Source organism: Mesorhizobium sp. LMG17149, assembly GCF_024518695.1.
In the GTDB taxonomy this organism is placed as follows: Bacteria; Pseudomonadota; Alphaproteobacteria; order Rhizobiales; family Rhizobiaceae; genus Mesorhizobium.
Genome location: NZ_JANIFL010000002.1, coordinates 195,685 through 221,094 on the forward strand (window position 1 = coordinate 195,685; position 25,410 = coordinate 221,094).

The following is a 25,410-nucleotide window of genomic DNA, read 5'->3' on the forward strand; positions in this document are numbered from 1 at the left end:
TACAATCTCAACTTATGTTGAGGTCAAGCGCAAAATCAGGTCATGCGCCGAACTTTCAATTCACCTCCGACGTTCGCCGACGAACGACAACGCCAAGCTCGTCGCCCTCGCGGGCGATGCGTAGGCGCTCCTCGGCCTCGGTCGCCTCGCGCTGGCGGTCCCACATCGAGGCATAGAGGCCATGCTTGCGCATCAGCTCGGCATGGGTGCCGCGCTCGGCGATCTGGCCGTCCTGCAGCACGATGATCTCATCGGCCGTGATTACCGTCGACAGGCGGTGGGCGATGACGATGGTGGTGCGGCCACGGCTGACCAGATCGAGCGCGGCCTGGATCTCCTGCTCGGTGTGACTGTCGAGCGCCGAGGTGGCTTCGTCGAGCATCAGGATCGGCGGCGCCTTCAGGATGGTGCGGGCGATCGCCACGCGCTGCTTTTCGCCGCCCGAAAGCTTCAGCCCGCGTTCGCCGACCATCGACTTGTAGCCGTCAGGCAATCGCTCGATGAACGGACCGATCTGGGCTAGTTCAGCGGCTTTCTGCATGTCCTCCTCGCTGGCTCCGATGCGGCCGTAGCGGATGTTGTAGGCGATGGTGTCGTTGAACAGCACGGTGTCCTGCGGCACCATGCCGATCGCGCCACGCAGGCTCTCCTGCGTCACGTCCCTGATATCCTGGCCGTCGATCAGCACCTGGCCGGACTGAACGTCGTAAAAGCGGAACAGAAGCCGCGAGATGGTCGATTTGCCGGCACCCGAAGGCCCGACAATGGCGACGGTCTTGCCGGCCGGCACCTCGAAGCTGATGCCCTTCAGGATCTTGCGGTTCGGGTCATAGGAAAAATGCACGTCGCGGAACTCGACCTTGCCGGCGCTCACGGCGAGCGGCCTGGCATCCGGCTTGTCGACGATCTCCTGCGGCACATCCAGAAGGTCGAACATCTGCTCGATGTCGGTCAGCCCCTGGCGGATTTCGCGGTAGATGAAGCCGATGAAATTGAGCGGCACCGACAGCTGCATCAGCATGGCGTTGATGAAGACGAAGTCACCGACCGTCTGCGTGCCGGCCTGCACTTCAAGCGCCGACATGCACATGACGATGACGGTGCCGAGGCCGAAGATGATGCCCTGGCCGAAATTCAGCCAGCCGAGCGAGGTCCAGATGCGCGTCGCGGCGACCTCGTAGCGTGCCATGGAGCGGTCGAAGCGCTCGGCTTCCATGCTTTCGTTGTTGAAATATTTGACCGTCTCGTAATTGAGCAGCGAGTCGATCGCCTTGGTGTTGGCGTCGGTGTCGCTGTCGTTCATGTCGCGGCGGATCGAGATGCGCCAGTCGCTGGCGCGCACCGTGAACCAGACATAGACCCAGACGGTGACCGCGACGACGACCACATATTTCCAGCCATAGGTGTAGGCGAAGATGCCGGTGGTCAGCGCGAATTCGAGGATGGTCGGCGCGGTGTTGAGCATGATGAAGCGCACGATCGTCTCGATGCCCTTGGTGCCGCGCTCGATGATGCGCGACAGGCCGCCGGTGCGGCGCTCGAGATGGAAGCGCAGCGACAGTTGGTGCATGTGAACGAAGGTGCGGAAGGCGAGCTGGCGCACCGCGTATTGGCCGACGCGGGCAAACAGCGCGTCGCGCAGCTGATTGAAGCCAAGCTGCACCAGGCGCACGACATTGTAGGCGACGACCAGCATGACCGGCGCCAGCAGAAAACTCGGCAGCGGTGGTACCGATTTGGAGTCGCCGGCCAGCGCGTCCGTTGCCCATTTGAAGAAATAAGGACCGGCGGCCAGCGTCAGCTTGGCGACGACGAGCAACAGCGTCGCCCAGGTGACCCGGGCTCTCAGATCGGCGCGGTCCGCCGGCCACATATAGGGCCACAAATTGAGCAGCGTCTTGAAGGTCGAGGAGTCGGAGACGGTTTTTTCGGCCATTTTTGGCGCCTTCTTCTTATTTTCAGCGGCCGGAGCAGCAGGAATTGACGAGGGCGGCCACCGATGCAGAAACATCGGCGAGCGCGGCACGGTCGATCGCATAGCGCGAACGCTGGCGATCGGGCTCGAAGCGAACCAGCCCGGCTTCGACCAGTATTTTCAGATGTTGTGACACGGTGGACTGCGCCAGATCGAACCGATCGACGACTTCGCGGCAGTAGCAGGAGTTGCTTGCGGACAAGTATTTCAGGATTTCGATCCGAGCCGGGTGCGAAAGTGCTGCCAGCCGGGTGGCAACGGCTCGGCTGTCCGGGGTGCAGCCAGGTGCGTTTGTTTCCATAAGGGATTCAGTCATCGTCCATCGGCGATAGACGATGAGCAGGTCTGCGGCAAGCTACCCCGATGGGTAGAGCGACCTAATCTCCCCCCTTGAGGGGGAGATGTCACCAAAGGTGACAGAGGGGGTCGGTGCGTCCTGACGCGACGTCGTTTGGAGAAAAGAGAAGGTCGGCGCTTCACGCGCGACGCCCCCTCTGGCCTGCCACCTCCCCCTCAAGGAGGGAGATTGGCCAATCGCCAACCCTACTGCGTCTTGGCCGGCGCTGTCGTTGCCTGCTCGCCCATCGCCTTGAGGTCGGCGGCTTCGCCTTCCTTCGACTTTTCCGGGACCTTGAACACCTGCCCCGGCCAGATGCGGTCGGGATCGCTGATCTGGTCCTGGTTGGCGAGGTAGATGGTCGAGAATCGTACGCCGTGACCATAGACGCGCCGCGAGATCCGCCACAGCGTGTCGTTGCGGCGGATGATGACGGCGCCGTCGGCATGTTCAAGCTTGGGCGCCACGGTCTCGGGCACATCGCTTGGCGGCGTCGCCTCCGCCACAACGGCCGGAGCCTCGGTGGCGGGAGCAGGCGTCGTGGCCGGAGCCGTCCCGGCCGCGGCCGGCGCCTCGGCGGCGGCAGGTGCGGCCGGCTTGGGCTGAACGGGCTTCGGCGCCGAGGGTGCCACGGCGGCGACCGCTTCGCCCGGCTCGCGCTCGAACGGCACGGCTGCGCGGGCCACAACTGTCACACCGTCGGTATCGAGGCCGTCGACACGTATTGTGTAGCTGCCGACCGGAATGTCGCGCGTCGCCTCGACCAGGAAATGACCATCCGTCGACGTTTGCGCATCACCGAGCAGGATGTCGTTGGCATAGGCGCGCACCTTGCGGCCGGCATCGGCGAGACCGGCGACAAAGATCTTGCTGCCGTCGATCTCGACCGCCTCGACGACGATCTTGGGCTCGGTCACGCCTGCAACGGGCGGCGTCGCCGGCGCAGGAGCCGGTGCTGCTTCCACCACGGCAGGTGCTGGGGCGGCTGGTGCCGGAGCAGTTGCGGGCGCTTCGGCTGCGGGAGCAGCCGGCGCGGTGGCCGGAGCAGCCGGCTTTGCCGCGGGCGCGGGAACGGTCAGCAATTCGGCCGGCTTGCCCGGCTCCTCGACCATGGCCAGCACCTGGCCGGCCGCATCCTTGGGAACCGAAACCACGGCGGTCTGCACCGAGGGCGTTACGACATCGCCCGTGGTCGCGCGCAGCGCGATCGTATAATCACCGGGCTTCAGCGGATCGTCGAGAATGATAACGAAGGCGCCATCGGGACCAGCGACCGTCGAGCCAAGCACCGTCGAGCCGTTGAGGATCTCGACCTTGGCGTTGGGCGCCGCATTGCCGGCGACGACAATCGAGCCATTGCTTTCGACGCGCACGACATCGAAGGACGGTGCGACCGGACCGGCCGCAGCCGGCGCCGCCGCGTCCGCGGCCGGTGCGGCCGGTGCCGTTGCCTGGGGCACCGCGGCGGGAGCCGCAGGGACCTCCGCGGCGGGCAGCCGCGCTTCGGTGCTGGGATCGGCCGATTTTGGCGCTGCGGGCGGCGTCTGCGCCGCCACTTGCGCCGGCGGCGTGGGATTGAGATACGGGTCGAGTGCGCCCGATACATAGGCGGTTCCCGCGGCCGCGACGGTCCCACCCGCCGCGAACAGAAACGCCTTCAGTGGATTAATCGCCATACTTCCCTACCCCTTAGCCACCTAACGCCGGTCTAGCCTGTTTTACCAATACCGACAAGAAAAAGCCCGGACTTGTTAACTCTTGGGGCTTGACCCGGCTTTCAGACCCAATCACCAATCATCGGCATGAACACGATTCGATCCGTCTGCGTCTATTGCGGCTCGTCTCCGGGCCGCGATGAAACCTATATCAAGGCCGGACACCTGCTCGGACGCTCGATTGCCAAAGCGGGACTGCGGCTGGTCTATGGCGGCGGCACCAAGGGCATTATGGGTGCTGTCGCCGAAGGCGCGCTCAAGGCCGGCGGCAAGGTAACGGGCATCATTCCGCGCTTCCTGATCAACAAGGAAGCGAGCGAAACCGCGCTTGACCGGCTCGATGAACTCTTGATCACCGACAACATGCACGAGCGCAAGCACAGGATGTTCGAGAAATCCGACGCCTTTGTGGCGCTGCCGGGCGGGATCGGCACGGTCGAGGAGATCGTCGAGATCATGACCTGGGGGCAGCTTGGCCATCATCGCAAGCCGATCGTCTTCGCCAATGTCAAAGGATTTTGGGATCCGATGCTGGCGTTGCTCGATCACATGGCCGCCGAAGGCTTCATCCACACCGCACAGCGGGTCAAGCCGCTGGTCGTCGACGACCCTGAAGCGATCGTCGCCGCCATCATGGTGGCAGGATCGTCCGTCGATGCTCCGACCGAGGGCGTGCAGTCGGTGATCGACAAAATGTAGGGGAGTAAGGAAATAGGGCAGTAAGGCAGTATGTGAATTGCCTGGAGTGTCCTGCCCTACTGCCCTACTGCCCTACTGCCCTACTGCCCTCTTCCTCCGCAGCCTGCCGCAAATCGGCAATCACCGCCCGCCGGTCTTGACGCCGCCAGGCGAGATGGAGTGAAACCGTGCGGTCGAACCACGGCAGGTCGCGAAACACGATCCGCGGCGGCGCAGCGGAACGCAGGCTGGCTTGCACCGTCGCCAGGCCGAGACCTGCGCTGACAAGGCCAAGCGAGGTTAGCGGATCCGCCGTTTCATAGGCGATGTCGGGCAAAAAGCCGGCTTTGGCGCAGGCGGCAAGGAACTGGCCGCGATTGGTGTCGTCCGGCTGGCGCACGACGGTGATCCAGGTGCGACCGTCAAGGTGATGCGGCCCAACCTCTGGTATTTGAACAAGCGGATCATCTTCGGGGATCGCCAGCACCAGCGGCTCATGCCGCAGCGCCATGGCGGCGACATCCGGGTCGTCATCAGGTGGCGGCGAGTAGACAAAGCCCAGATCCAGCGACCGCTGCCGTAGCCCTTCCAACTGCGCCGCCGAACGCAGGCTTCTCAGTTGCAAGTGGAAATCCGGCCGGTCGCGACGGAACTGGCGCAGCATCCCGGCGACAAGCCCGGCATGAACGGCGCCTTCGACATAGCCGATGGCGAGCCGACCGACGGCGCCGCTGGCCAGGTTTCGGCCGAACTCCTCCAAACGTCGCGCACTGGACAGCAGGGCGCGGGCCTCGGTGAGGAAGGCGCGCCCCTCGGCGTTGAGATGGACCCGCTGCTTCGATCTTTCAAAGAGGGAAACACCCAACTGCTCCTCGAGCTGGAAGATCTGCCGGCTGAGTGGCGACTGGGAAATATGCAGCATCTCGGCGGCGCGCCCGACATTGCCGGTTTCGGCGACGGTGACGAAATACCTGATCTGGCGCAGGTCGAACATTTTTTCTCCAGGCTCCAGTCCCCCGAGGTCTCAACTTTAGCCTAACCAGTCTTAGACAGTCTGACCAGCGGGAGCGATAGTTCGGCCATCCAACCAAAGGAGACCGCCATGCAGTTCTTTGCCCTTCTCACCCGCAACACCGAAAAATTTGCCGATGCCGATTTCGCTCCGCTTCTGCCCGGCGAAGCCGAACAGCGGCGCACGCTCTATGCCGAAGGCGCGGTACGCCAGGTGTGGAACCGAGGCGACATCCCGGGCAGCGGCATGATGCTCGAAGCCGCCGATGATGCAGAGGTTCGCGGCCATCTCGCCACCTTGCCGCTGGTCAAGGCCGGCATGATGGACATTGCCGCAATCGTGCCCCTCAAGCCCTACCCCGGCTTCGGCCCGAAGCACTGACCGGGGCACAATCCGGGGTGGCGAAGGCGTCACCACCGGATTGACGTGGGTGATCGACAGACCGTGATCGGCTGTCAAGAAACCGTCACACCGAACCGGGTTCGCTCGTGCTAGAAATCAAGGCCAGGCAGCCGCCGTGCGGTGCCATTTCGGAACATGCATCTGGCACCGCCCATGGATATCACTCTCGCCCCGGAAGGCACCGACCTGTCGCCCTACCTGCCCGACGAGCACGGATTGTTCTTCATCTATCATTTCACCGCTGAGGGCGTGCGAACCAGGGACGCCACCGCCGCGCACTGGACATGGCGCAGCTACCAGCTTTCCGACATGCGGGCCCGCCATGAGATCGGCGCCGATCAGGCTTTGCCGGCACCGGTGCGCGAAGCTTTCCTGTCCGCCAGCCATGGCTGCCACATCGACCTCGAGGACGACTGGCTCTATGGCGATCTGCCGGACCTGCGCCATGACTATTCGGCGGAAGCGGGCGGGCTTGGCCATTTCCGCTTCGCGCTCAACGACACGATGCTGGTCGGCGCCCGCAAGCAACCGCTGCAGTCGGTCGACAACATCCGCAAGGCGATCGAGAATGGATCGCGCAAGTTCCGCTCGCCGGCCGAGTTGATCGAGGCGGTTGTCGGCCAGTCTTTTGACGGCATGGTGGCTGAACTTGCGGCACTCGGCGACAGCCTCGACGGGATCGAGGATCGCATCGTCTGCGACGCATGGCACAATGAACGGCAATCCCTCGTCGACGCGCGCCGGCATCTGGTTGTGATCCACAGGCAGATGGCGACGTTGACCAATCTGTTTCGCCATCTCGACCACTCGCACCGTAACGACCTGCCCGACAGCATCAACGACATGGCCGCGCGTCTTTCGCACAGGGCGCAGACGCTGCACTATGATGGCGAACAATTGCAGGCACGCGCCCGGCTGTTGCAGGACGAGCTTATGGCCAAGCTGACGACGCAGTCGAACCGGCTGCTGTACGTGTTGTCGGTGATGACGGCGGTGCTGTTGCCAATGACCATCATCTCGGGCCTGTTCGGCATGAATGTCGGCGGCTTGCCGCTGGTCGACACGCCAATGGGCTTCTGGGTGGTGACGGCGGTAGCGATGGTGATCGCGGGCGCGACCTATCTCTTTGTCAGGCGGCTCGGACAGATGTAACGCCCGCCCGGCGACTTTCACGCCGAGGCGCGAAGATCCTCGATGACGGTGCCGGCGGCGGCGGCTTCCGCTTCGTGGTCGGGCTCGCGCCAGGTCTCGGCCAAGCCAGCCGCATACCATTCGCGCATCGCCGGCAGGGCAAGCAATTGCGCTGGATAGGCTGCAGCCGCACCCTCGAAGGAGAGCCCATAGGACTGGGCGCGGAACGCCACCGGGGCAAAGAAAGCGTCGACGGCGGTAAAATGAGCGCCGGCCAGAAACGGCCCGCCGAAACGGGCAAGGCCATCGTTCCAGAGATCGCCGAGGCGAAAGATGTCCTGCTTCAGCGCATCGGACATCGGGAATGGCTTTACGCGCACGCCGCAACTCATCGGGCATGCCCCGCGCAATGCGGTGAAGCTCGAATGCATCTCGGCGGCGGCCGAGCGTGCCCAGGCGCGCGCCTTGGCCTCGACAGGCCACACGCCATGGTGGCGTTCGGCCAGATATTCGACGATGGCCAGCGAATCCCAGACCGCCCAGCCATCGTCGATCAGGCACGGCACGCGGCCGCTCGGCGAGAAGGGCCGGTACAGATCCCAACTCGATGCGGTCGGGAATGGCGTCAGCCGTTCCTCGAACGGGATGTTCAGCTCTCGCATCAACACCCAAGGCCGCAGCGACCATGAGGAATAATTTTTGTTGGCGATATGCAGCAGGTACATAGGGGATCCTTACCTTGCAGCCGGCACCGCCGGCCGGATCTCGCGGCCACGGAACATCGACCAGGAATACATCGCGAGCGCTGTCCAGATCAGGCCAAAGGCAATCGCCTGGGTGGTGCCGAAAGGCTCGTCGAAGATCAGCACGGCGATCAGAAACACAATGGTCGGCGCGATGTACTGCATGATGCCGATGGTGGACAGCCGCAGCAGCCTCGCGCCGAACGCAAACAGCAGCAGCGGGATCGATGTGACCGGACCGCAGCCGATCAGCAATGCCGTATCGGTGCCACTGCTGGATAAGATGTGGTCCTGTTCGGTCGCGATGAGATAGACGATGTAGCCAAGCGCCGGCACCGACAGCAGAAGGACTTCGAGCAAAAATCCCTGGCTCGGTCCGATCGGCAGCGTCTTGCGGAAGAAGGCGTAGGCGGCGAAGGAAAACGCCAGCGCCAGCGACACCCAGGGCAGCTTGCCGCCCTCGACGGTCAGCACGGCGACTGCGACGGCCGCCAGCACCACCGCCGCGATCTGCAGCCGGTCGAGCCGCTCGCCAAGCAGCAGCGCGCCGACGACGACGTTGACCAGTGGATTGATGTAGTAGCCGAGCGCGGTTTCGACGGTGCGGTCGACAGCGATCGCCCAGACATAGATGCCCCAGTTGACCGAGATCAGCGCCGCCGTCAGCGCGGCCATGGCGATGGTGCGCGGCGAGCGCAGTGCCGCCTTGAAATCCGCCATGCGGCCGGCCCAGATCAGAACGGCGGCGGCGATCGGCACGGACCAGACGATGCGATGGGCAATGACTTCGGCGAGCGGCAGATGAGCGACCGCCTTCATGTAGAAGGGCAGCAATCCCCACAGCAGATAGGCGCCGAGCGCCAGCAGAAAGCCGCGCCGGGCCTTGGAATCCGCGTCCAGGGTAATTGCTTCAGTGGCCATGGGCCAACGCTATGGCCCAGTCACCTTGGCAAGACCATCGCAAAGTTCTGATGGATCAATGGACTTTCGCTGATGGTTCAACCCTATTCGGCGGCCACCAGTCCGGCCATCTCGCGGTTCTTCATCAGCTTGTAGACGATGGAATCCATCAGCGCCTGGAACGAGGCGTCGATGATGTTTTCGGAAACGCCGACCGTCCACCAGCGCGCGCCGGTGCCGTCGTGCGATTCGATCAGAACGCGGGTGATCGCCTCGGTGCCGCCATTGAGGATACGCACCTTGAAGTCGGCCAACTCCATGTCGGCGATCTCGCCCTGGAATTTGCCGAGGTCTTTGCGCAGCGCAATGTCGAGTGCGTTGACCGGGCCATGCCCCTCGGCCACCGACATCTTCTCCTCGCCGTCGACCACCACCTTGACGATCGCTTCGGAGACCGTCTTCAATTGCCCGTTGGCGTCGAAGCGGCGCTCGACCATGCATCGGAACGAGGTGACGTTGAAGAACTCCGGCAGGCCGTGCAGCATCTTGCGTGCCAGGAGCTCGAAGCTGGCATCGGCGCCCTCATAGGCGTAGCCCTCGGCCTCGCGCTCCTTGACCACTGATATCAGCGCGTCGAGCCGGTGATCGTCCTTCGGCACCTCGATGCCGCGCCGCCTCAACTCGGCGAGGAAATTGGCCTTCCCGCCCTGGTCCGAAACCATGACGCGGCGGCGGTTACCGACCGTTTCCGGGGGTACATGCTCATAGGTCGCCGGCTCCTTGGCCAGCGCGGAGGCATGGATGCCCGCCTTGGTGGCGAAAGCAGAGGCCCCGACATAGGGCGCTTGCGCTTCCGGGGCGCGGTTCAAGAGTTCGTCGAAGGCGCGGGATAACCTGGAAATGCCTGTCAGCGCCTCAGCCGAAATACCGGTGTCGAAACGATCGGCGAAGGCCGGTTTCAACGCCAGCGTAGGCACGATCGAGATCAAATTGGCGTTGCCGCAGCGCTCGCCGATGCCATTGAGCGTGCCCTGGATCTGGCGCACGCCGGCCTCGACCGCGGCAAGCGAATTGGCGACCGCCTGGCCGGTGTCGTCATGGGCATGGATGCCGAGATGATCGCCCGAAATACCTGATAAAATAACCTTCTCGACGATGGCGCGGACTTCCGAGGGCTGCGTGCCGCCATTGGTGTCACACAGCACCACCCAGCGCGCGCCGGCATCATAGGCGGTCCTGGCGCAGGCCAGCGCATAATCGGGATTGGCCTTGAAGCCGTCGAAAAAATGCTCGCAGTCGACCAACGCCTCCTTGCCGGCGGCGATCGCCGCCTCGACGGAGGCCTTGATGGCGTCGAGGTTCTCCTCATTGGTGCAGCCGAGCGCGACACGGACATGGTAGTCCCAACTCTTGGCGACGAAGCAGATGGCATCCGACTTGGATTGCACGAGCGACGCAAGGCCGGGATCGTTGGAAGCCGACACCCCAGCCCGTTTGGTCATGCCGAAGGCGACGAATTTGGCGCGCGACGTACGTTTCTCCTGGAAGAAGGCGGTGTCGGTCGGATTGGCGCCAGGATAGCCACCTTCGACATAGTCGAGGCCAAAAGCATCGAGCAGTTTCGCGATGGCGATCTTGTCCTCGACGGAAAAGTCGATGCCAGGGGTCTGCTGGCCATCGCGCAATGTGGTGTCGAAGAGATAGAGGCGCTCGCGGGTCATGGTCATTTGCCTGCAAACTTGTCCGTCGCGCGGATCAGCCGATCCAAAATCCCCGGCTCCGAATAAGCATGACCGGCGCCCTCGATCAGGTGGAAATCCGCCTTTGGCCAGGCCTTGTGCAGCGCCCAGGCATAATGCGCCGGGCACGGCATGTCGTAGCGGCCATGGACGATGGTGCCGGGAATGTCAGCCAGCTTGTGCGCGTCGCGCAGCAACTGCCCTTCCTCCAGCCAGCCGGCATGGACGAAATAGTGGTTCTCGATGCGGGCAAAGGCGATGGCATAGTCGTCCTGCCCAAATGGTCCGCTGGTCTCCGGCTCGGGCAAAAGCGTGATCGTTTCGCCTTCCCACAGGCTCCAGGCGCGGGCCGCCTCGATCTGCGCCTTGCGATCCGTGCCGACCAGCCGCTTGCGGTAGGCAGCCATCATGTCGCCGCGCTCGGCCTCCGGGATCGGCGCCAGGAAGCGCTCCCATTTGTCCGGGAACATTTCCGAGACGCCGAATTGATAGTACCATTCGAGTTCGGCTCGCGTCAGCGTGTAGATGCCGCGCACCACCAACTCGCTGACGCGATCGGGATGCGTCTCGGCATAGGCGAGCGCCAGCGTCGACCCCCAGGAGCCGCCGAACACCAGCCATTTGTCGAAGCCGGCCATTTCGCGCAGGCGTTCGATGTCGGCGACCAGGTGCCAGGTCGTATTGGTTTCGAGCGAGGCGTTGGGCGTCGATTTTCCGCAGCCGCGCTGGTCGAACAGGATGACATCGTAGAGCTTCGGGTCGAACAGCCGCCGGTGTTTTGGCGAAATGGTGCCGCCCGGCCCGCCATGCAGGAACACCGCCGGCTTGGCGCCCCTCGTGCCCGAACGCTCCCAGTAGACCTGATGGCCGTCGCCGACATCCAGCATGCCGGAATCGAACGCCTCGATCTCGGGATAAAGCGTACGCAATTGACTGCTCATAGCTGCAAACCTTTGGTCGGCCAGTCCGCTGTTTCATGGTCTGGGTGCTGGAAGGAGATGATGGATTCCTGCCTGTTGTAATAATCAGGATCCTGGTGGACGGGCTGATCGAAGATCGTCTCCACCCAGGGCAGCCGCGCGGCGTAGTTGACCTGGATCTGCGGGGCAAGATCGGAGCGGTCGTCGAAGGCACCGATAGCGATCTCAAGTCCACCGGGCTGCCGGTAGGTCAGCGGCGTCCCGCAGCGGGCGCAGAAACCGCGATCGATGTTGACCGACGACTGGAAATAGCTCGGCTCTTCATGGGTCCATTCGACGCCGTCCCTGGGCACCGTGACCAGTGCACCGAAGAACGAGCCGAACTGCTTCTGGCACATGCGGCAATGACAGATCGATGGACGGCCGAGCGCTCCATGAATGCGAAAACGCACGGCGCCACACTGGCAGCCGCCGGTTCTTACCTGATCGGTCATGATCTTTCCTTTGGCGGCCATTGTTCGGTGTCGTGGTCCGGATGCTGATAGGAGACGAGATCCGCCAGATAAGAGGCCGACGACACGTCGGCCATCGTCTCCTCGCCCGGCAATTGCGGGATCGTATCGACATAAGGCAGCTTTGCCTCGGTGCCCCATTGGATCAGCGGCACGATCTCCGCCGGATTGTCGAACGCGCCGATGGCGAGGCCAACGCCGTCCGGCGCGGTGAAGGTCAGCGGCGTGCCGCAATCGGCGCAAAAACCGCGATCGACATGGTTGGAGGAGCGGAAGTATTTCGGCTCGCCGCGCGTCCAGTCGAGCCGGGCGCCACGCACCGAAACCAGCGGCGCATAGAACGAGCCGAACGCCTTCTGGCACATGCGGCAATGGCAGACCGAAGCGTCGCCGAGCGCGCCTTCAACGCGAAAGCGCACCGCGCCGCACTGGCAGCCGCCGGTGTAGACCGGCCGGTTGTCGAGGCTCATCACCGCTCACTCCGGGACATGGCAGACGGCCTCGACATTGTTGCCGTCGGGATCGAAGACGAAGGCGCCATAGTAGCTCGGGTGATAATGCGGCCGCAGGCCTGGCCCGCCATTGTCCTTGCCGCCGGCGGCAAGGGCTGCGGCATGGAAGGCATCGACCTCGGCGCGGCTGCGCGCGGTGAAGGCGACGTGCTGGTGATCCCTGGGCTTGTCCTTGCCGGTACTCAGCCAGAACACCGGCCGGTCACGGCCATAGCCGCCGACCTTGGCACCCCCGGTATATTCCAGTGGCACCATGTAAAGCAGAGCCGCACCAAGCGGGGCCATCGCCTTGTCATAGAAAGCCTTCGAAGCGTCGAAATCGGCAACGGTGATGCCGAGATGGTCGATCATCTTTTTACCTCCCAGGTGGTGATGCGCTCGCCAGTGACCAGATCCTTACCGTCCTTCAACTGTACACCTTGCGCCAGCAGTTCGTCGCGGATGCGGTCGGCCTCGGCCCAGTTTTTGGCGGCGATGAATGCGAGACGCTTGGCGATTGCCTTGGCGACGTGGTCTTCATCAACCGTCGCCGACGCGACATCGAAGCCGAGGAAGAGCAGCGAAGCCTTCAGCGCAGCCGCCGCATCGTTGCCGTCCGCTGCCTCGCCAGCCAGCTGCGTCAAGACCTGGAAGGCGGCATAGGTTGCGAGATCGTCCGACAAGGCATCGATGACCTGCACGGGCAGCAGTCCTGCGGCGGCCGGCGCAAGGTCGGCCGCCCGCTTCCATTTGCGCAGCGTGTTCTCGGCCTCTTCCAGCTTGCGCACGGAAAAGTCGATTGGTTCGCGATAGTGCGTCATCAGCATTGCCAGCCGCAGCACCTCGCCCGGCCATTTGCGGCCGCCAAACGTCTCGGTCTCGAGCAGTTCGTTGATCGAATAGAAATTGCCGACGCTTTTCGACATTTTCTGACCTTCGACCTGCAGGAAGCCGTTGTGCATCCAGATGTTGGCCATCACGTCCGTGCCATGGGCGCAGCGCGACTGGGCGATCTCGTTCTCATGGTGCGGGAAGATCAGGTCGAGGCCGCCGCCATGGATGTCGAACACCTCGCCGAGATAGGCGGCCGACATTGCCGAGCATTCGATGTGCCAGCCCGGCCGACCCCTGCCCCATGGCGAATTCCAGCCAGGCTCCTCCGGCGACGACAGCTTCCACAGCACAAAATCGCCGGGATTTTTCTTGTGCGCGTCGACGGCGATGCGAGCACCGGCCTGTTGCTCGTCGAGATTGCGCTTCGACAGCTGGCCGTAGTCCGGCATCGACGCGGTGTCGAACAGGACTTCGCCCGCGGCAACATAGGCATGGCCGCGTTCGATCAGGCTTTGAATCAAGGTGATCATGTCGACTTTGCCGTCGGCGCGGGGCTCGACGAATTCGGTGGCGCGCGGCTCGACCGTCGGCTCCAGGCAGCCGAGAACCGCCACGTCCCGATGGAACTGATCGGCGGTCTTTTCGGTGACCCGCCTGATCGCCTCGTTGAGCGAAAGTGTTCCGGAAGCGATCTCGCCGCCGAAGTCGCGTAGAGCGCGCGCGTTGATCTTGTCGTCGACGTCGGTGATGTTGCGCACATAGGTGACGTGCGCCTGCCCATAGACGTGACGCAGCAAGCGGAAAAGCACGTCAAAGACGATCACCGGCCTGGCATTGCCGATATGGGCAAAGTCGTAGACGGTCGGGCCGCAGACATACATGCGCACATTGTCTGGATCGATCGGGACGAAATCCTCTTTCGTCCGCGTCAGCGTGTTGTAGAGGCGCAGGCCCTGCGATGCGTCGGACATTCGTGCCTTCCCGGTTCAGAACTCAATTTGACGAAGCCAGCCCTGCGCGAAACGCAAATCAGGCTCCAGCCTGCTGGCCGGGGCGTTTGTCCAATCTGGGGAAAGATGAGGCGAAAACGTCCGGACCAGCGCGAGGCTAGCCAATAATGCAAATGCCACAAATGGCGAAAGACGTTTTCATGGGCAGCTTTATCGCCTTGGCATGTGTTGCCGTCAAGTCGCAAGTTTCGGCAAAAACGTCGCTGGATCACAGGTAATGATGCACTGAAACATTTTATTAAACATGTCGGCACAGTCATGAAACATTCGCCGGCTAGATCAGCAGGCGTCACGATTTGGTCAGAATCGGCCATCAAACGCAGACACGAAAATGTTACCTGGGAAGAGAGACATGCCCCGAACCAAGCAGGAAGCCAACCGAGCCAAGCAGCCGGCACTGGCCAACCACTACCGCGCGATCGGCCCGGCCGCGATCGTCGCCGCCCTCCTTCACACCGCGAAGAAGAAAAAGCCGGTACAGAAGATCGTGTCGCCCCGCGCCGCCTGAAGTGGTGTGCGGCCCGGCGCCAAGGGCGCCCGGCAAATGGCGCAGACATACGCCGCTGAAGAACAGTTCAGCTAGAACAACGTCATCTGATTGTCGTCCGCGCCGGGCTTCTGGCGCTTGACCTTTTCGGGCTCCGGCCCGATCTCGCCCCGCTCCTGAATCTCCGGTCCGGTGTTGGCGACCTTGTTGACCAGGCCGGAGACGGGAATGGCCTCGAAGAAATCGAGTTGAGCCGGCCGCAACAGATCGGCGACATCACGCGGTTCGAGCGTGCGGCAATCCAGCCAACGGGCGAAATCCCTGGGGTCGATCACCACAGGCATGCGGTCGTGGATATGCGCGATATCGGCATTGGCGTTGATGGTCAGAATGGCGCCGGTATCCATTTCCGAACCGCCCGGCTCGGCATAGGTCTCGACCAGGCCGGCAAAGGCGACCAACCCGCCATGCCTGGGCCGGATCCAGTAAGGCTGGCCTTTCTTGCCGCCGGTTTGCCGCCATTCATAAAAGCCGGAAGCCGGCACCAAGGCGCGGCGATGGCGCATGGCGGCCTTGAACGACGCCTTTTCGGTAGCCCCTTCGGAGCGCGCGTTGAACAGCAGCGGAAACTCCCTGGTATCCTTGACCCAGGTCGGGATCAGCCCCCAGCGCACCAGCATTGGCTGCCGGTCGGGCAAATTGGAGCCCGGCGCCCGCGGGGGGCCGGCGACCGCCATCAGGATCGGCTGGGTTGGTGCGATGTTGTAGCGCGCCGGGAAATCCTCCAGTTCCGCCAAGCCTAGCAAGGCGGCAGTCTGGTCCGGCGTCGCGGTCAAGGCAAAACGTCCGCACATGGTCGATTGGCGCCCTTTGAAAGGTTCGGTTCCTGAAAGTGCCGGTGCAACCGGCATTGCGCAACCGCTAAAGCTTGCCCATGCTGGGCGGTCCACAACAGACCTGCCTACACGCCTGATCGGGAACCCATGAACGAAGCGCGCAAGACACTTCCGGCAGTCTCGGTCGCCGTCGTGCGTGCAGACACCCTGCTTCTGGTCAAGCGAGCCCGGCAACCCTCGCAAGGGCTCTATGCCTTTCCGGGCGGCAAGGTCGAACCCGGCGAGACGCTGGAGGCAGCGGCAGAGCGCGAACTTCTGGAAGAAACCGGTTTGCGCGCCACAAATTATTGCCCGCTGCGGGAAATCCACATCGACGGCAGGGATGACAGCCACCCGGTCGATTATCTCCTCACGGTCTTCGGCGCCGCCTATGCCGGCGGCGAGGCGGTAGCCAGCGACGACGCAGAGACGGCGGCCTTCTATACACTCAGCGAGATGGCGGCATTGCCGCTCGCCGGCTCGGTGTTCGCCGTGGCCGAGGAGTTGTTGGAACCCGACGGAGACGACGGGCCGAAGCCCTGAAAACCGCCTTGCAGGCGACAAATTGTTTCGCCACAAAGACTTATCCTGTTTGGCAGAGCCACGCCGTTGGGTAGAGAAGGCTTATGAACCGTCCGTCCATGCTCCTCGCCGTGTGCCTTGCGGTCGGCGCGACCGTTTCGATACGGCCCGCGCTCAGCGCCGAATCGCCGTTCGAGCCTGGGTTGATGCGGCTGGCGGAGGTTCTGGGCTCGCTGCATTTCCTCCGCAATCTGTGCGGCGAGAAGGGCGACCAGTGGCGTGTCGAAATGACAAAACTGCTCGATTCGGAAAATCCGGACGCCGAGCGGCGCGCCCGCTTCATTGCCAGCTTCAATCGCGGCTACCGCTCCTTCGGCGGCACCTATACGAGGTGTACGTCCTCGGCGACCGAAGCCATCAGTCGCTACATGAAGGAAGGCGAGACGCTGTCTCGCGATATCGCCTCGCGTTACGGCAACTAGGCACTCGCTCATCAACAACTATCCGGATCATTGCTGGGCATTAGCCGATATATCGGCTTGTGCCGGGCGATCTCTTGGTGCAATCCTCATGTTGCACTTCTGCAACAGTATTAACGAAACCTTACCGCACGAAAGCGGAATTAACTCAAACTGAAGGTTTTCGCCCCGCAGGCCGCCCCAATCGGCTAAGTTTGACTCGGACTGAACGCAGCTTCGCACAAGGCAATTGGGCTTTGTAAAAGACGATCAAAAAAATGTCGTATTTACAAATACTTAATTGTCCCTGCGTGTGAAATGAACAGATCAGGCCTGATCTACATCGACGGATCGCAGCTTGAAAGGGTGGACATTCGCTTATGGAACATGGTGTCAACGACATCGACGCGCTGGTCAGGGAAGAAAAACGCCTGACCGCCGTGGAAAGCCACAGCGAGGCCTGGGCGGAAGGTCTCTCCGCCGGGATAGAGCCCGAGATCATTGCCGAAGCAGCGCTCGAAACAGCCTTCGGCGAGATGTTGCGTGCCAATGGCGAGACCTCGGCCCTTGCCCTGCTCGACCGTATGCGTGAAAAGGTGATTGCTGGCGCCTTCGAACCTGAACGGCTGCGGCACTGAACCGAGGTCCGGTTCTTTGACGGCAACATGCCGCTCGGGCGTCATGCCCGGAAGCAGGGAGAAACGGGCAGTGAGTTTTTCGATGTCAGGCAAGCCGTGTGGCTTGGTCCTTCGCATCTCCTTCGCCGCTTGCTGTGCCGCGATTCCCCTGCTTGTGTGTCTCGCGAGCAGCCCCGTGTATGCACTGAGCGAAATCAAGCGCGAAGAGCTCCCCCCGACAGTCACGCCGCCGGCCGACGACGACATGTCGCCCTCCGGAAGCGCCGTGCCAATGCCCAATCCGGTCGGAACACCGCCGCCGGCCAGCCAGCCGACTGCTCCTGCCGAAGCCGAGCCGGACAGTCCGGCGGATGGCGGCGTGACCAGACCGCGTGTCGATCCGGAAACGCCGGTGCCTGAGGTCGTCTACGATCTCGGCAAGCTGCCGGAACCGGTGCGGCGCATGCACGATCTGATCGTCGAAGCCTGCAAGGGCGGCGATATCGAAAAGCTGCGGCCGTTGATCGGCACGGGCGAGAGCATGACACAGATATCGCTGACCGACATAGACGGCGACGCCATCGCCTTCCTCAAGGGCCTCTCCGGCGACCCAGACGGTCAGGAGATTCTGGCCATCCTGGAGGAGGTGCTTAATGCCGGCTACGTCCACCTCGATGCCGGCACGCCACAAGAACTCTATGTGTGGCCGTATTTCTTCGCCCTGCCGCTGGACAAGCTGGACGCCAAGCAGCGGGTCGAGCTCTTCAAGATCGTCACCGCCGGCGATTTCAACGACATGAAGCAGTTCGGCGCCTATATCTTCTACCGTGTCGGCATCACGCCTGCCGGACAGTGGTCGTTCTTCGTCGCCGGGGATTGAGCTTTCTGCCTCTGCCCTGCAGAGATCCGGGAGCCTAGACGGGCAATGCCTCGGAAAACTCCACCGCTTTGCCCTGGCCTGGCGTGACGATTTCCCCCTCCCACATGACACGTCGGCCTCGAATGACGGTGCCGACCGGCCAACCCGTCACTTCCCTGCCATCATAAGGCGTCCAGCCGGCTTTCGAGCCGGCCTGCGCATTGGTGATCATCTCGCGCCGCATCATGTCGACGATGGTGAAGTCGGCGTCATAGCCGGCGGCGATGCGGCCTTTCCTGGCCATGCCGAAGATGCGCTGCGGGCCATGACTGGACAGGTCGACGAAGCGCTGCAAGGTCAGCCGACCGGCATTGACGTGGTCGAGCATGATCGGCACCAGCGTCTGCACGCCGGTCATTCCCGACGGTGAGGCCGGATACGGCTTGGCCTTCTCGGCCAGCGTGTGCGGCGCATGGTCGGAGCCGAGCACGTCGACGATGCCTTGCGCAATGCCGTGCCAGACGCCGTCGCGATGGCGGGCGGCGCGCACCGGCGGGTTCATCTGGATCAGCGTGCCGAGCCGCGCATAGTCGTCGGCGCTGAGCGTCAAATGATGCGGCGTCGCCTCGCAGGTCGCGACATCCTTGTGCTGTTCGAGGAGCAAAATCTCCTCGGCGGTCGAGATGTGCAGGACATGAATGCGGGCGCGCGCTTGCCGAGCGATGCGCACAAGCCGTTCGGTACAGCGCAAGGCGGCGATCTCGTCACGCCAGACAGGGTGCGATGCCGGGTCGCCCTCGATGCGCTCGCCAAGACGCTCGCGCAGCCGGAATTCGTCTTCCGAATGAAAGGCGGCACGGCGGCGCGTGTTTCTCAGGATCGAGGCGACACCTTCGTCGTCCTCGACCAGCAGGTCGCCGGTGGACGAGCCCATGAAAACCTTGATCCCGGCCGCGCCCGGCAACCGCTCAAGCTCGCCGACATCCCCAGCGTTTTCGCGGGTACCGCCGACCCAGAAGGCAAAATCGCAATGCATGCGATCCGTGCCGCGCCGAACCTTGTCGGCAAGCGCTGCCTCGCTGGTGGTCAAAGGATTGGTGTTGGGCATCTCGAACACGGCGGTGACGCCGCCAAGCACGGCCGCGCGCGAACCCGTTTCCAAATCTTCCTTGTGCTCCAATCCCGGCTCACGAAAGTGCACCTGGCTGTCAATGACGCCCGGCAGGATATGCAGGCCGCGGCAGTCGATCGTCTCGCCCGCCGAGGCCTGGCGGAGATCGCCGATGGCGGCGATGCGCCCGCCCTTCACGCCGATGTCGCGAGCCCCTTCGCCGTCGTGGTTGACCACGGTGCCGCCTGTCAGGATGAGGTCGTAGATCATGGCCATGCTCTCTTGCGGGGGGAGTGCCAGCGGCTTACGTAAAGGCCGACCGTTTTGCAAGATCAGGTTGCTTTTCCGCCCATGCCCTTTGCCCAGCTCAAAGACCGCGCCCTCGTTTCCGTATCAGGTCCGGATGCCGAGCATTTTTTGCAGAACATCCTGACCACCGATCTCGACATCCTGGCTCCCGGCGAAGCCAAGCCCGGTGCGCTGCTGACGCCGCAAGGCAAGATCCTGTTCGATTTCCTGATCTCCCGCACCGGCGAGAATGCATTTTGGCTCGAATGCCGCGCCGACATATCGGACGATTTCATACGCCGGCTGACGCTCTACAAACTGCGCGCCAAGGTCGAGATTGCCAAATCCGATCAGGCATTTGTCACCGTTGCATGGGGACATGAATCAACACCCTCGCAATCCGATTCAACGGCGGCCGCCGACACGCGCTTTCCGAAGGGTGCCGTCACGCGTTCCTATGGCGAAACAGATGAGCGCAGCGATCTTGCCGCGTGGCAAGCCTTCCGCATTGCCGGCGGCATTGCCGAAAGCGGCAGCGACTACCAACTCGGAGACGCCTTTCCCCACGACGTGCTGCTGGACGAAACCGGTGGCGTCGGCTTCAAGAAGGGCTGCTATGTCGGCCAGGAGGTCGTCTCGCGCATGCAGCATCGCGGCACCGCCAGGCGACGCGTTCTGATCGTGTCGGCTGACGGGTCCCTGCCCGCGCCCGGCACCGAACTGACCGTCGAAGGCAGGCCGGTTGGCACGCTCGGCTCGACCGCCGGCACGATCGGCCTGGCGATTGCGCGCATCGACCGGATCAAGGCGGCGCTCGACGCCGACCTGCCGATCATGGCGGCGGACGTTCCGGTTACACTAGCCATTCCCGGTTGGGCAAAATTCGCCTTCCCGCAGGAAGCCGTCAGCGCGGAGGAGGCCTGATGGCGGCCGACCGCGTCGGCGCGCCGGCACGCGCCTGGCAGCGCATGTTGTCGGGCCGCCGGCTCGACCTGCTCGATCCCTCTCCGCTCGACATCGAGATTTCAGACATTGCGCATGGGCTCGCCCGCGTTGCCCGCTGGAACGGCCAGACCAGCGGCGAGCATGCCTTTTCGGTCGCCCAGCACTCGCTGCTGGTCGAAGCGCTGTTCCGCGACCTGGTGCCCGAGGCTTCGGCCGACGCCCGGCTGGCGGCCCTGCTGCACGACGCACCCGAATATGTCATCGGCGACATGATCTCACCGTTCAAATCGGTAATGGGCGGCAGCTACAAGGATTGTGAGTTGCGGCTGCAGCGCGCCATCCATCTGCGCTTCTCGCTGCCGCCGGAGCCAAGTGCTGCGCTGCGCAAGGAGATCAAGCGCGCCGACCAGATCGCCGCCTATTTCGAGGCAACGCTGCTCGCCGGCTTTTCGACCGCCGAGGCGACCGAGTTCTTCGGCCGTCCGCGCGGCTTCAATGCCGACCGCTTCGATTTCACGCCACGCTCGGTGACCTGGGCGCAAAATGCGTTCCTGAAGCGGTTTTCCGCGATCGAGACGTCGCGGCACCAGGTTTCGGCAACCGCAATCGGCTAAAGCGCGTCGCGCTGAAACGGATTCATGCGCCGCGCTTTAGGTCTTTGTTTTTATGCATGTCGTTTCCCCCAAAACCGAGGTCACTTTTGGGCGACATGCATTAAAACGCTAAATTAACCGGCGGCGGCCACAATAGCGCGTTCGATCACGGTCCGCAGGCGCGCTCATGCCCGTCGCTGATGCCAAGGATGGTTCGACCATCCCGAAACGGGAGGCCGAAGGCATGGACCGCTCCCGCCACATGGAAGACGAACTGCGCGAGCAGAACCAACGCTTTTCGGCTGCGGTCGAGAACATGTCGCACGGCCTGTGCATGTTCGACGCCGACGAGCGGATGATCATCTGCAACGGCAACTACCTGAACATCTTTTGCCTCGAAGCCAGCGTCATAAGGCCCGGCATCCGGTTCCTCGACATTCTGCGCCACAGCGTCGATATCGGCATCGCCTCGCAAACCGCCGACGAACTCTACGCCATCCGCAAGCCCTATATCGATCAGGCAAAGCCCTCGACCTACGAAGAAACACTGTCGGACGGCCGCATCGTCAGCATCTCGCACCGCCCTCTGGCTCTGGGCGGCTGGGTCTCGATCTACGAGGACATCACCGAGCAGCGCCGCGCGCAAGAGGATCTCAAGGAGCAGCACCGCCGCTTCGACGCAGCGCTTGCCAACATGTCGCAAGGCCTGCTGATGTACGGCGCCGACGGCAAGATGATCGTGCGCAACCGGCGTTTTCTTGAACTCTACAATGTCACCGCGGCAGACTTCCCGCTTGGAACGACGCACCGCGAGGCGCTCGAACGATTGCTGGAACTCGGCATCTATGCGGAGATCGACGTCGACAGCGAAGTCGCCAAGACCGAAGCCTGCCTGACGGCGGCAAAAATGCATTCGGCCTACCGGCATCTTACCGACGGCAGGACGGTTCTGGTCACACGCCGGCCGATGAACGGCGGCGGCTGGGTAGTGACCTTCGACGACGTCACAGAACGTCGCCGCACCGAAGAGCGCATGACCCATCTTGCGCATCACGATACGCTGACGGGACTGCCCAACCGCTCGATGTTTCGCGAACGGCTCGACCTTGCGCTGGAAGCCACGGCGGTCACGCCGCTGGCAATCTTTTCGCTCGATCTCGATCGCTTCAAGGCGGTCAACGACACCTGGGGACATCCGGCCGGGGACTGGCTGCTGAAGAGCGTGGCCGAGAGGCTGCAGCGCTGCCTGCACAACGAAACCGACGTGGTCGCCCGTTTCGGCGGCGACGAATTCGTCATCATCCAGTTCAACTTCAAGGGCATTGCCAATGCAGAAAAACTCGCGAAGCGCATCGTCGAGACAATCGGAAAGCCGTTCCGCGACAAGAGCCGCGAGATGCATGTCGGCATCAGCCTGGGCATCGCGGTTTTCCCCGACGACGGTGGAGATGCCGACACGCTGCTGAGGAACGCCGATACGGCGCTTTACCGGGCGAAGAGTGAAGGGCGCAATCAGTATCGGTTCTTCGAACCCGGAATGGACGCTATGGTACAGGCACGGCGTGCGCTGGAGATCGACCTCGAGACCGCGCTGCCGCGCCAGGAATTCGACCTCGACTTCCAGCCCATCATGAACATCGCATCCGGGGAGATCGTCGGCGCCGAAGCCTTGATGCGCTGGCATTCGCCGACACGCGGCACGGTGGCGCCGGACAGCTTCATTCCGGTCGCCGAAGACACTGGATTGATCGTGCCGCTTGGCGAATGGGCGCTGAGGAAAGCCTGCACGGCGGCGGCCGACTGGCCCGCCGGCCTGCGCGTCGCGGTCAATGTCTCGGCCGTGCAACTTAAAAGCGGCAGCTTCGCCCGCAGCGTCATCTCGGCGCTGGCTTTCTCCGGCGTGCCAGCCGATCGGTTGGAACTTGAAATCACCGAAACCGTGCTGATGGACGAAAGCGAGGCGGTGCTGAGGACGCTGCGGCAGTTGCGCGAACTCGGCATCCGCATCGCGCTGGACGATTTCGGCATCGGCTATTCCTCGCTCGGCTATCTCAGGCGTTTTCCCGTCGACAAGATCAAGATCGATCGTTCGTTCATCCACGACCTGGGCAATCGTGACGCCGCGGCGATCGTTCGCACCGTCATCGGGCTGGGCGCCGAGCTTGGCATCACTGTCACCGCCGAGGGGGTCGAGACCGAGGTGCAACTCGACATCCTGCGCGGCAATGGCTGCACAGAGGCGCAGGGCTATCTGATCGGCGTGCCGTCAACGGCGGCCGAGATCCAGCGTCTGTTGAAATCCCGAGCACTGCACAGCCAGACCGGCTGAGGCCGGCCATCGTCAACGCAGCGTGTCGATGTATTTGCCGTGGAAGCTGACATAGCCGGGCTCGACCACCTTGAGATGCCGCTCGATCAGCGCATGAAACCGCGGCAGTTGATGAAACGGCACGCCTGGATAGGCATGATGCTCGGCATGGAACGGCATGTTCCACGCCAGCCTGCGGACCAGCCAATTGGTCAGCGTGGTCCTGGTGTTCTCCAGCATGTTGGCGACGAACGGACAACGGCCGTGCTCGGCTAAGAGATAGAGGCGCAGAAACGGCTGCCCCAACAGAGCGGGCAAGATCCAGACATAGACAAGCACCGAGAGCCGGAAATAGACGGCCAGCAGAAGGATCACGGCATAAAAGGCAATCATGGCGCGTGCCTCGATGCGCACCTTATCATAGCCCTTTGGCGGAACGTAGCTTTCGCGACCACCGCCCGCCGCGTTGGCATAAAGCGTCTTCAGGTGGCCCCACCATAACGGGATGCCGGATATGTGGACGAGGTATTGCCGCCATGTCTCCGGCTTGGGGAACGCCAGTTCCGGATCATTGTCGGGATCTTGCGTGTATCGATGGTGGGCGAAGTGGAAGTAGCGGAACCAGTCGGCCGGGAGCGCGATCGCCAGGCTGCACACCCGCGCCACGGCATCGTTCAGCCATTGCGCCTCGAAAGCCGTACGATGAACCGTCTCGTGCAGCAGCGTGAACAGGAAGACGATGAGGATACCTTGCGGCAGCATCAGCAATGGCCAGAACGGCACCTTGGCGGCGATCAGCGATCCGACGACCACGATCGCGCCCCAATGAGCAGCAAGCTGAACGAGGCCCGCAACATCAGACTTGGCGGTCAGCCGGTTGCGCTCCTCCTGCGTCAACGATGAAATTACGTCACGATGATCCACGTGCTTCGATCCAGACTGGAGTTTGATGAACCCATTGTAGCCAATGAACAACCTTTCCAAAAACGACGATTTCTGCAATCTAGATAAGCAGAACTTATCTATTCGGTGATTATGGCCGTACCTCCCTCTCTCAAAGGACTTCAAGCTTTCGAGGCTGCGGCCCGTACAGGCAGCTTTGCCGCGGCAGCGGAAGAGCTTTCGGTGTCGGCCGCTGCCGTCAGCCAGCTCATCCGCGCGGTCGAGGAGCAGATGGGCCGCAAGCTGTTCCACCGCGTCAACCGGCGCGTCGTCCTCACCGAGGCCGGCGTAGAGATGCTGCCCAGGCTGACCATGGCCTTCCAGGAGATCGGCAGCGTCGCGCGCCAGCTGGGCGGCGATACGTTCCGCCCGCGCCTTATGGTGTCGGTGCCGCCATCCATGGCCATGGGTTGGCTTTCACAGCGTCTCGCTGGTTTTGTCGCAAGCCATGGCGCCGTCGACATATCGCTCAGAGGCGACGACGACCCGGTGCCGTTCGACCGTGAGCTGATCGACATCAGGCTCTCCTATGGGCCGCATTATCGCGAGCACCCGACCGAGGACATCGTCCAGGACGCGGTCTATCCCGTGTGTGCACCCGGGCTGGCGGACACGATCAAACCCGAAGGCCTCGCCAGCCTGCCGCTTATCCACACGGGCTGGGGACCGACTGGTGCGTCCTTTCCGTCCTGGCACAACTGGTTCGAGGCGGCCGGCATCGAGCCCGGCCGGGCAGCGCAGCGCGGCCTCTCGGCCAACTCATCGCGCGCAGCGCTCGACCTTGCGATTTCGGGATTGGGCGTGGCGCTGGCGCAAGGAATCTACTGTGCCGAGGCGCTGGAAGACGGCCGGCTTGTCAGGCCCCTCGCCCAGGCACTGGAGCTACGCCAGCCCTATTGCCTGACGATCCCCGAGCGCAGCGCCAGGCGCGACGTCGTGGCGGCGTTTCGCCAGTGGCTGATCGACGAATGCCGACGCGCAGTGAACTCGCCGGCACTGCGTTGAC

At 63.1% G+C, this 25,410-nt stretch carries 27 protein-coding genes; 12 read left to right on the plus strand and 15 right to left on the minus strand.

What is annotated here, in order from left to right; all coding sequences use genetic code 11:
• Positions 1-55 precede the first annotated feature (55 nt).
• The 3 genes from NP945_RS04265 to NP945_RS04275 all read right to left on the minus strand — a co-directional run bounded on the left by NP945_RS04265 (position 56) and on the right by NP945_RS04275 (position 3,988).
• Positions 56-1,936, minus strand: coding sequence for an ABC transporter ATP-binding protein/permease (locus NP945_RS04265; protein ID WP_256745656.1), 1,881 nt, complete (start codon positions 1,934-1,936; stop codon positions 56-58).
• A 22-nt stretch (positions 1,937-1,958) separates the two neighbouring features.
• Complete coding sequence (locus NP945_RS04270; RefSeq protein ID WP_127323175.1) at positions 1,959-2,291, minus strand: helix-turn-helix transcriptional regulator; 333 nt, start codon at positions 2,289-2,291, stop codon at positions 1,959-1,961.
• A 227-nt stretch (positions 2,292-2,518) separates the two neighbouring features.
• Positions 2,519-3,988 carry a LysM peptidoglycan-binding domain-containing protein gene (locus tag NP945_RS04275; protein ID WP_256745657.1) on the minus strand — a complete coding sequence of 490 codons (1,470 nt, stop codon included), beginning with the start codon at positions 3,986-3,988 and terminating at the stop codon, positions 2,519-2,521.
• Positions 3,989-4,114: 126 nt separating this feature from the next.
• Here NP945_RS04275 and NP945_RS04280 point away from each other — a divergent pair, with 126 nt between their 5' ends.
• Entirely contained in the window at positions 4,115-4,726 is a 612-nt protein-coding gene (locus tag NP945_RS04280) for a TIGR00730 family Rossman fold protein (RefSeq protein ID WP_127332138.1), read from the plus strand.
• Positions 4,727-4,790: 64 nt separating this feature from the next.
• Here the strand turns inward: NP945_RS04280 and NP945_RS04285 are convergent, their stop codons facing one another.
• Positions 4,791-5,699 carry a LysR substrate-binding domain-containing protein gene (locus tag NP945_RS04285; protein ID WP_256745658.1) on the minus strand — a complete coding sequence of 303 codons (909 nt, stop codon included), beginning with the start codon at positions 5,697-5,699 and terminating at the stop codon, positions 4,791-4,793.
• 108 nt (positions 5,700-5,807) lie between these two features.
• Between NP945_RS04285 and NP945_RS04290 the strand changes: the two genes are divergently transcribed.
• Together NP945_RS04290 and NP945_RS04295 are read left to right on the plus strand one after the other, a co-directional pair.
• Positions 5,808-6,098, plus strand: a complete 291-nt coding sequence (locus NP945_RS04290; protein WP_127271666.1) for a muconolactone Delta-isomerase family protein — start codon at positions 5,808-5,810, stop codon at positions 6,096-6,098.
• A gap of 174 nt (positions 6,099-6,272) precedes the next feature.
• On the plus strand, positions 6,273-7,271 hold the full coding sequence (locus NP945_RS04295; protein ID WP_128310068.1) for a transporter: 999 nt from the start codon (positions 6,273-6,275) through the stop codon (positions 7,269-7,271).
• A gap of 17 nt (positions 7,272-7,288) precedes the next feature.
• Here the strand turns inward: NP945_RS04295 and NP945_RS04300 are convergent, their stop codons facing one another.
• From NP945_RS04300 to cysS, 8 genes are all read right to left on the minus strand, one after another.
• Complete coding sequence (locus tag NP945_RS04300; RefSeq protein WP_127271665.1) at positions 7,289-7,975, minus strand: glutathione S-transferase family protein; 687 nt, start codon at positions 7,973-7,975, stop codon at positions 7,289-7,291.
• Positions 7,976-7,984: 9 nt separating this feature from the next.
• Entirely contained in the window at positions 7,985-8,914 is a 930-nt protein-coding gene (rarD, locus tag NP945_RS04305; protein ID WP_127271670.1) for an EamA family transporter RarD, read from the minus strand.
• Positions 8,915-8,997: 83 nt separating this feature from the next.
• Entirely contained in the window at positions 8,998-10,620 is a 1,623-nt protein-coding gene (gene cimA / locus NP945_RS04310; protein WP_174800330.1) for a citramalate synthase, read from the minus strand.
• Positions 10,617-11,573 (minus strand): prolyl aminopeptidase, encoded by a 957-nt coding sequence (pip, locus tag NP945_RS04315; protein WP_127397059.1) that lies wholly within the window; start codon positions 11,571-11,573, stop codon positions 10,617-10,619. Before pip ends, cimA begins: the two co-directional genes overlap by 4 nt.
• On the minus strand, positions 11,570-12,046 hold the full coding sequence (locus NP945_RS04320) for a GFA family protein (RefSeq protein ID WP_027038010.1): 477 nt from the start codon (positions 12,044-12,046) through the stop codon (positions 11,570-11,572). Before NP945_RS04320 ends, pip begins: the two co-directional genes overlap by 4 nt.
• Positions 12,043-12,534, minus strand: a complete 492-nt coding sequence (locus tag NP945_RS04325) for a GFA family protein (protein WP_127268543.1) — start codon at positions 12,532-12,534, stop codon at positions 12,043-12,045. The genes NP945_RS04320 and NP945_RS04325 overlap by 4 nt, the downstream gene beginning before the upstream one ends.
• A gap of 6 nt (positions 12,535-12,540) precedes the next feature.
• Positions 12,541-12,927, minus strand: a complete 387-nt coding sequence (locus tag NP945_RS04330) for a VOC family protein (protein ID WP_127268542.1) — start codon at positions 12,925-12,927, stop codon at positions 12,541-12,543.
• On the minus strand, positions 12,924-14,360 hold the full coding sequence (gene cysS / locus NP945_RS04335) for a cysteine--tRNA ligase (protein WP_256745659.1): 1,437 nt from the start codon (positions 14,358-14,360) through the stop codon (positions 12,924-12,926). Before cysS ends, NP945_RS04330 begins: the two co-directional genes overlap by 4 nt.
• Before the next feature lie 391 nt (positions 14,361-14,751).
• Here cysS and NP945_RS04340 point away from each other — a divergent pair, with 391 nt between their 5' ends.
• A complete protein-coding gene (locus NP945_RS04340) occupies positions 14,752-14,907 on the plus strand; it encodes a hypothetical protein (protein WP_081738801.1) in 156 nt (51 codons plus the stop codon).
• Positions 14,908-14,978: 71 nt separating this feature from the next.
• On the opposite strand, the gene NP945_RS04345 is transcribed toward NP945_RS04340, so the two are convergent.
• Entirely contained in the window at positions 14,979-15,740 is a 762-nt protein-coding gene (locus tag NP945_RS04345) for an SOS response-associated peptidase (protein WP_128363016.1), read from the minus strand.
• A gap of 129 nt (positions 15,741-15,869) precedes the next feature.
• Between NP945_RS04345 and NP945_RS04350 the strand changes: the two genes are divergently transcribed.
• From NP945_RS04350 to NP945_RS04365, 4 genes are all read left to right on the plus strand, one after another.
• A complete protein-coding gene (locus NP945_RS04350) occupies positions 15,870-16,304 on the plus strand; it encodes an NUDIX hydrolase (protein ID WP_128363017.1) in 435 nt (144 codons plus the stop codon).
• Positions 16,305-16,387: 83 nt separating this feature from the next.
• On the plus strand, positions 16,388-16,765 hold the full coding sequence (locus tag NP945_RS04355) for a TIGR02301 family protein (RefSeq protein WP_127322208.1): 378 nt from the start codon (positions 16,388-16,390) through the stop codon (positions 16,763-16,765).
• 356 nt (positions 16,766-17,121) lie between these two features.
• Positions 17,122-17,379 (plus strand): hypothetical protein, encoded by a 258-nt coding sequence (locus NP945_RS04360; RefSeq protein WP_008874920.1) that lies wholly within the window; start codon positions 17,122-17,124, stop codon positions 17,377-17,379.
• 70 nt (positions 17,380-17,449) lie between these two features.
• On the plus strand, positions 17,450-18,238 hold the full coding sequence (locus NP945_RS04365) for a hypothetical protein (RefSeq protein WP_164762549.1): 789 nt from the start codon (positions 17,450-17,452) through the stop codon (positions 18,236-18,238).
• Positions 18,239-18,272: 34 nt separating this feature from the next.
• Here the strand turns inward: NP945_RS04365 and NP945_RS04370 are convergent, their stop codons facing one another.
• Positions 18,273-19,604, minus strand: a complete 1,332-nt coding sequence (locus NP945_RS04370; RefSeq protein ID WP_256745660.1) for a dihydroorotase — start codon at positions 19,602-19,604, stop codon at positions 18,273-18,275.
• A 75-nt stretch (positions 19,605-19,679) separates the two neighbouring features.
• On the opposite strand from NP945_RS04370, the gene NP945_RS04375 reads away from it, so the two are divergent.
• From NP945_RS04375 to NP945_RS04385, 3 genes are all read left to right on the plus strand, one after another.
• Positions 19,680-20,540, plus strand: a complete 861-nt coding sequence (locus tag NP945_RS04375) for a folate-binding protein YgfZ (RefSeq protein ID WP_256745661.1) — start codon at positions 19,680-19,682, stop codon at positions 20,538-20,540.
• Entirely contained in the window at positions 20,540-21,175 is a 636-nt protein-coding gene (locus NP945_RS04380; protein WP_127322742.1) for an HD family hydrolase, read from the plus strand. Before NP945_RS04375 ends, NP945_RS04380 begins: the two co-directional genes overlap by 1 nt.
• A gap of 166 nt (positions 21,176-21,341) precedes the next feature.
• Complete coding sequence (locus NP945_RS04385) at positions 21,342-23,483, plus strand: bifunctional diguanylate cyclase/phosphodiesterase (protein WP_256745662.1); 2,142 nt, start codon at positions 21,342-21,344, stop codon at positions 23,481-23,483.
• Between the two features lie 12 nt (positions 23,484-23,495).
• On the opposite strand, the gene NP945_RS04390 is transcribed toward NP945_RS04385, so the two are convergent.
• Positions 23,496-24,386, minus strand: coding sequence for a fatty acid desaturase family protein (locus tag NP945_RS04390; RefSeq protein ID WP_256745663.1), 891 nt, complete (start codon positions 24,384-24,386; stop codon positions 23,496-23,498).
• A gap of 111 nt (positions 24,387-24,497) precedes the next feature.
• Here NP945_RS04390 and NP945_RS04395 point away from each other — a divergent pair, with 111 nt between their 5' ends.
• Complete coding sequence (locus NP945_RS04395; RefSeq protein ID WP_256745664.1) at positions 24,498-25,409, plus strand: LysR substrate-binding domain-containing protein; 912 nt, start codon at positions 24,498-24,500, stop codon at positions 25,407-25,409.
• The last annotated feature ends 1 nt before the right edge of the window (position 25,410 follow it).

What these genes read in the sequence shown, in the direction of transcription:
- NP945_RS04375 (WP_256745661.1), top strand. Translation starts at nt 19,680, where the DNA reads ATGCCCTTTGCCCAGCTCAAAGACCGCGCCCTCGTTTCCGTATCAGGT.
- NP945_RS04270 (WP_127323175.1), bottom strand. Translation starts at nt 2,291, where the DNA reads ATGACTGAATCCCTTATGGAAACAAACGCACCTGGCTGCACCCCGGAC.
- NP945_RS04325 (WP_127268543.1), bottom strand. Translation starts at nt 12,534, where the DNA reads ATGAGCCTCGACAACCGGCCGGTCTACACCGGCGGCTGCCAGTGCGGC.
- NP945_RS04350 (WP_128363017.1), top strand. Translation starts at nt 15,870, where the DNA reads ATGAACGAAGCGCGCAAGACACTTCCGGCAGTCTCGGTCGCCGTCGTG.
- NP945_RS04395 (WP_256745664.1), top strand. Translation starts at nt 24,498, where the DNA reads ATGGCCGTACCTCCCTCTCTCAAAGGACTTCAAGCTTTCGAGGCTGCG.
- NP945_RS04385 (WP_256745662.1), top strand. Translation starts at nt 21,342, where the DNA reads ATGCCCGTCGCTGATGCCAAGGATGGTTCGACCATCCCGAAACGGGAG.
- NP945_RS04280 (WP_127332138.1), top strand. Translation starts at nt 4,115, where the DNA reads ATGAACACGATTCGATCCGTCTGCGTCTATTGCGGCTCGTCTCCGGGC.
- NP945_RS04295 (WP_128310068.1), top strand. Translation starts at nt 6,273, where the DNA reads ATGGATATCACTCTCGCCCCGGAAGGCACCGACCTGTCGCCCTACCTG.
- NP945_RS04355 (WP_127322208.1), top strand. Translation starts at nt 16,388, where the DNA reads ATGAACCGTCCGTCCATGCTCCTCGCCGTGTGCCTTGCGGTCGGCGCG.
- cimA (WP_174800330.1), bottom strand. Translation starts at nt 10,620, where the DNA reads ATGACCATGACCCGCGAGCGCCTCTATCTCTTCGACACCACATTGCGC.
- NP945_RS04360 (WP_008874920.1), top strand. Translation starts at nt 17,122, where the DNA reads ATGGAACATGGTGTCAACGACATCGACGCGCTGGTCAGGGAAGAAAAA.
- NP945_RS04290 (WP_127271666.1), top strand. Translation starts at nt 5,808, where the DNA reads ATGCAGTTCTTTGCCCTTCTCACCCGCAACACCGAAAAATTTGCCGAT.
- NP945_RS04275 (WP_256745657.1), bottom strand. Translation starts at nt 3,988, where the DNA reads ATGGCGATTAATCCACTGAAGGCGTTTCTGTTCGCGGCGGGTGGGACC.
- NP945_RS04285 (WP_256745658.1), bottom strand. Translation starts at nt 5,699, where the DNA reads ATGTTCGACCTGCGCCAGATCAGGTATTTCGTCACCGTCGCCGAAACC.
- NP945_RS04345 (WP_128363016.1), bottom strand. Translation starts at nt 15,740, where the DNA reads ATGTGCGGACGTTTTGCCTTGACCGCGACGCCGGACCAGACTGCCGCC.
- NP945_RS04320 (WP_027038010.1), bottom strand. Translation starts at nt 12,046, where the DNA reads ATGACCGATCAGGTAAGAACCGGCGGCTGCCAGTGTGGCGCCGTGCGT.
- NP945_RS04300 (WP_127271665.1), bottom strand. Translation starts at nt 7,975, where the DNA reads ATGTACCTGCTGCATATCGCCAACAAAAATTATTCCTCATGGTCGCTG.
- NP945_RS04265 (WP_256745656.1), bottom strand. Translation starts at nt 1,936, where the DNA reads ATGGCCGAAAAAACCGTCTCCGACTCCTCGACCTTCAAGACGCTGCTC.
- NP945_RS04330 (WP_127268542.1), bottom strand. Translation starts at nt 12,927, where the DNA reads ATGATCGACCATCTCGGCATCACCGTTGCCGATTTCGACGCTTCGAAG.
- NP945_RS04370 (WP_256745660.1), bottom strand. Translation starts at nt 19,604, where the DNA reads ATGGCCATGATCTACGACCTCATCCTGACAGGCGGCACCGTGGTCAAC.
- cysS (WP_256745659.1), bottom strand. Translation starts at nt 14,360, where the DNA reads ATGTCCGACGCATCGCAGGGCCTGCGCCTCTACAACACGCTGACGCGG.
- NP945_RS04380 (WP_127322742.1), top strand. Translation starts at nt 20,540, where the DNA reads ATGGCGGCCGACCGCGTCGGCGCGCCGGCACGCGCCTGGCAGCGCATG.
- pip (WP_127397059.1), bottom strand. Translation starts at nt 11,573, where the DNA reads ATGAGCAGTCAATTGCGTACGCTTTATCCCGAGATCGAGGCGTTCGAT.
- rarD (WP_127271670.1), bottom strand. Translation starts at nt 8,914, where the DNA reads ATGGCCACTGAAGCAATTACCCTGGACGCGGATTCCAAGGCCCGGCGC.
- NP945_RS04340 (WP_081738801.1), top strand. Translation starts at nt 14,752, where the DNA reads ATGCCCCGAACCAAGCAGGAAGCCAACCGAGCCAAGCAGCCGGCACTG.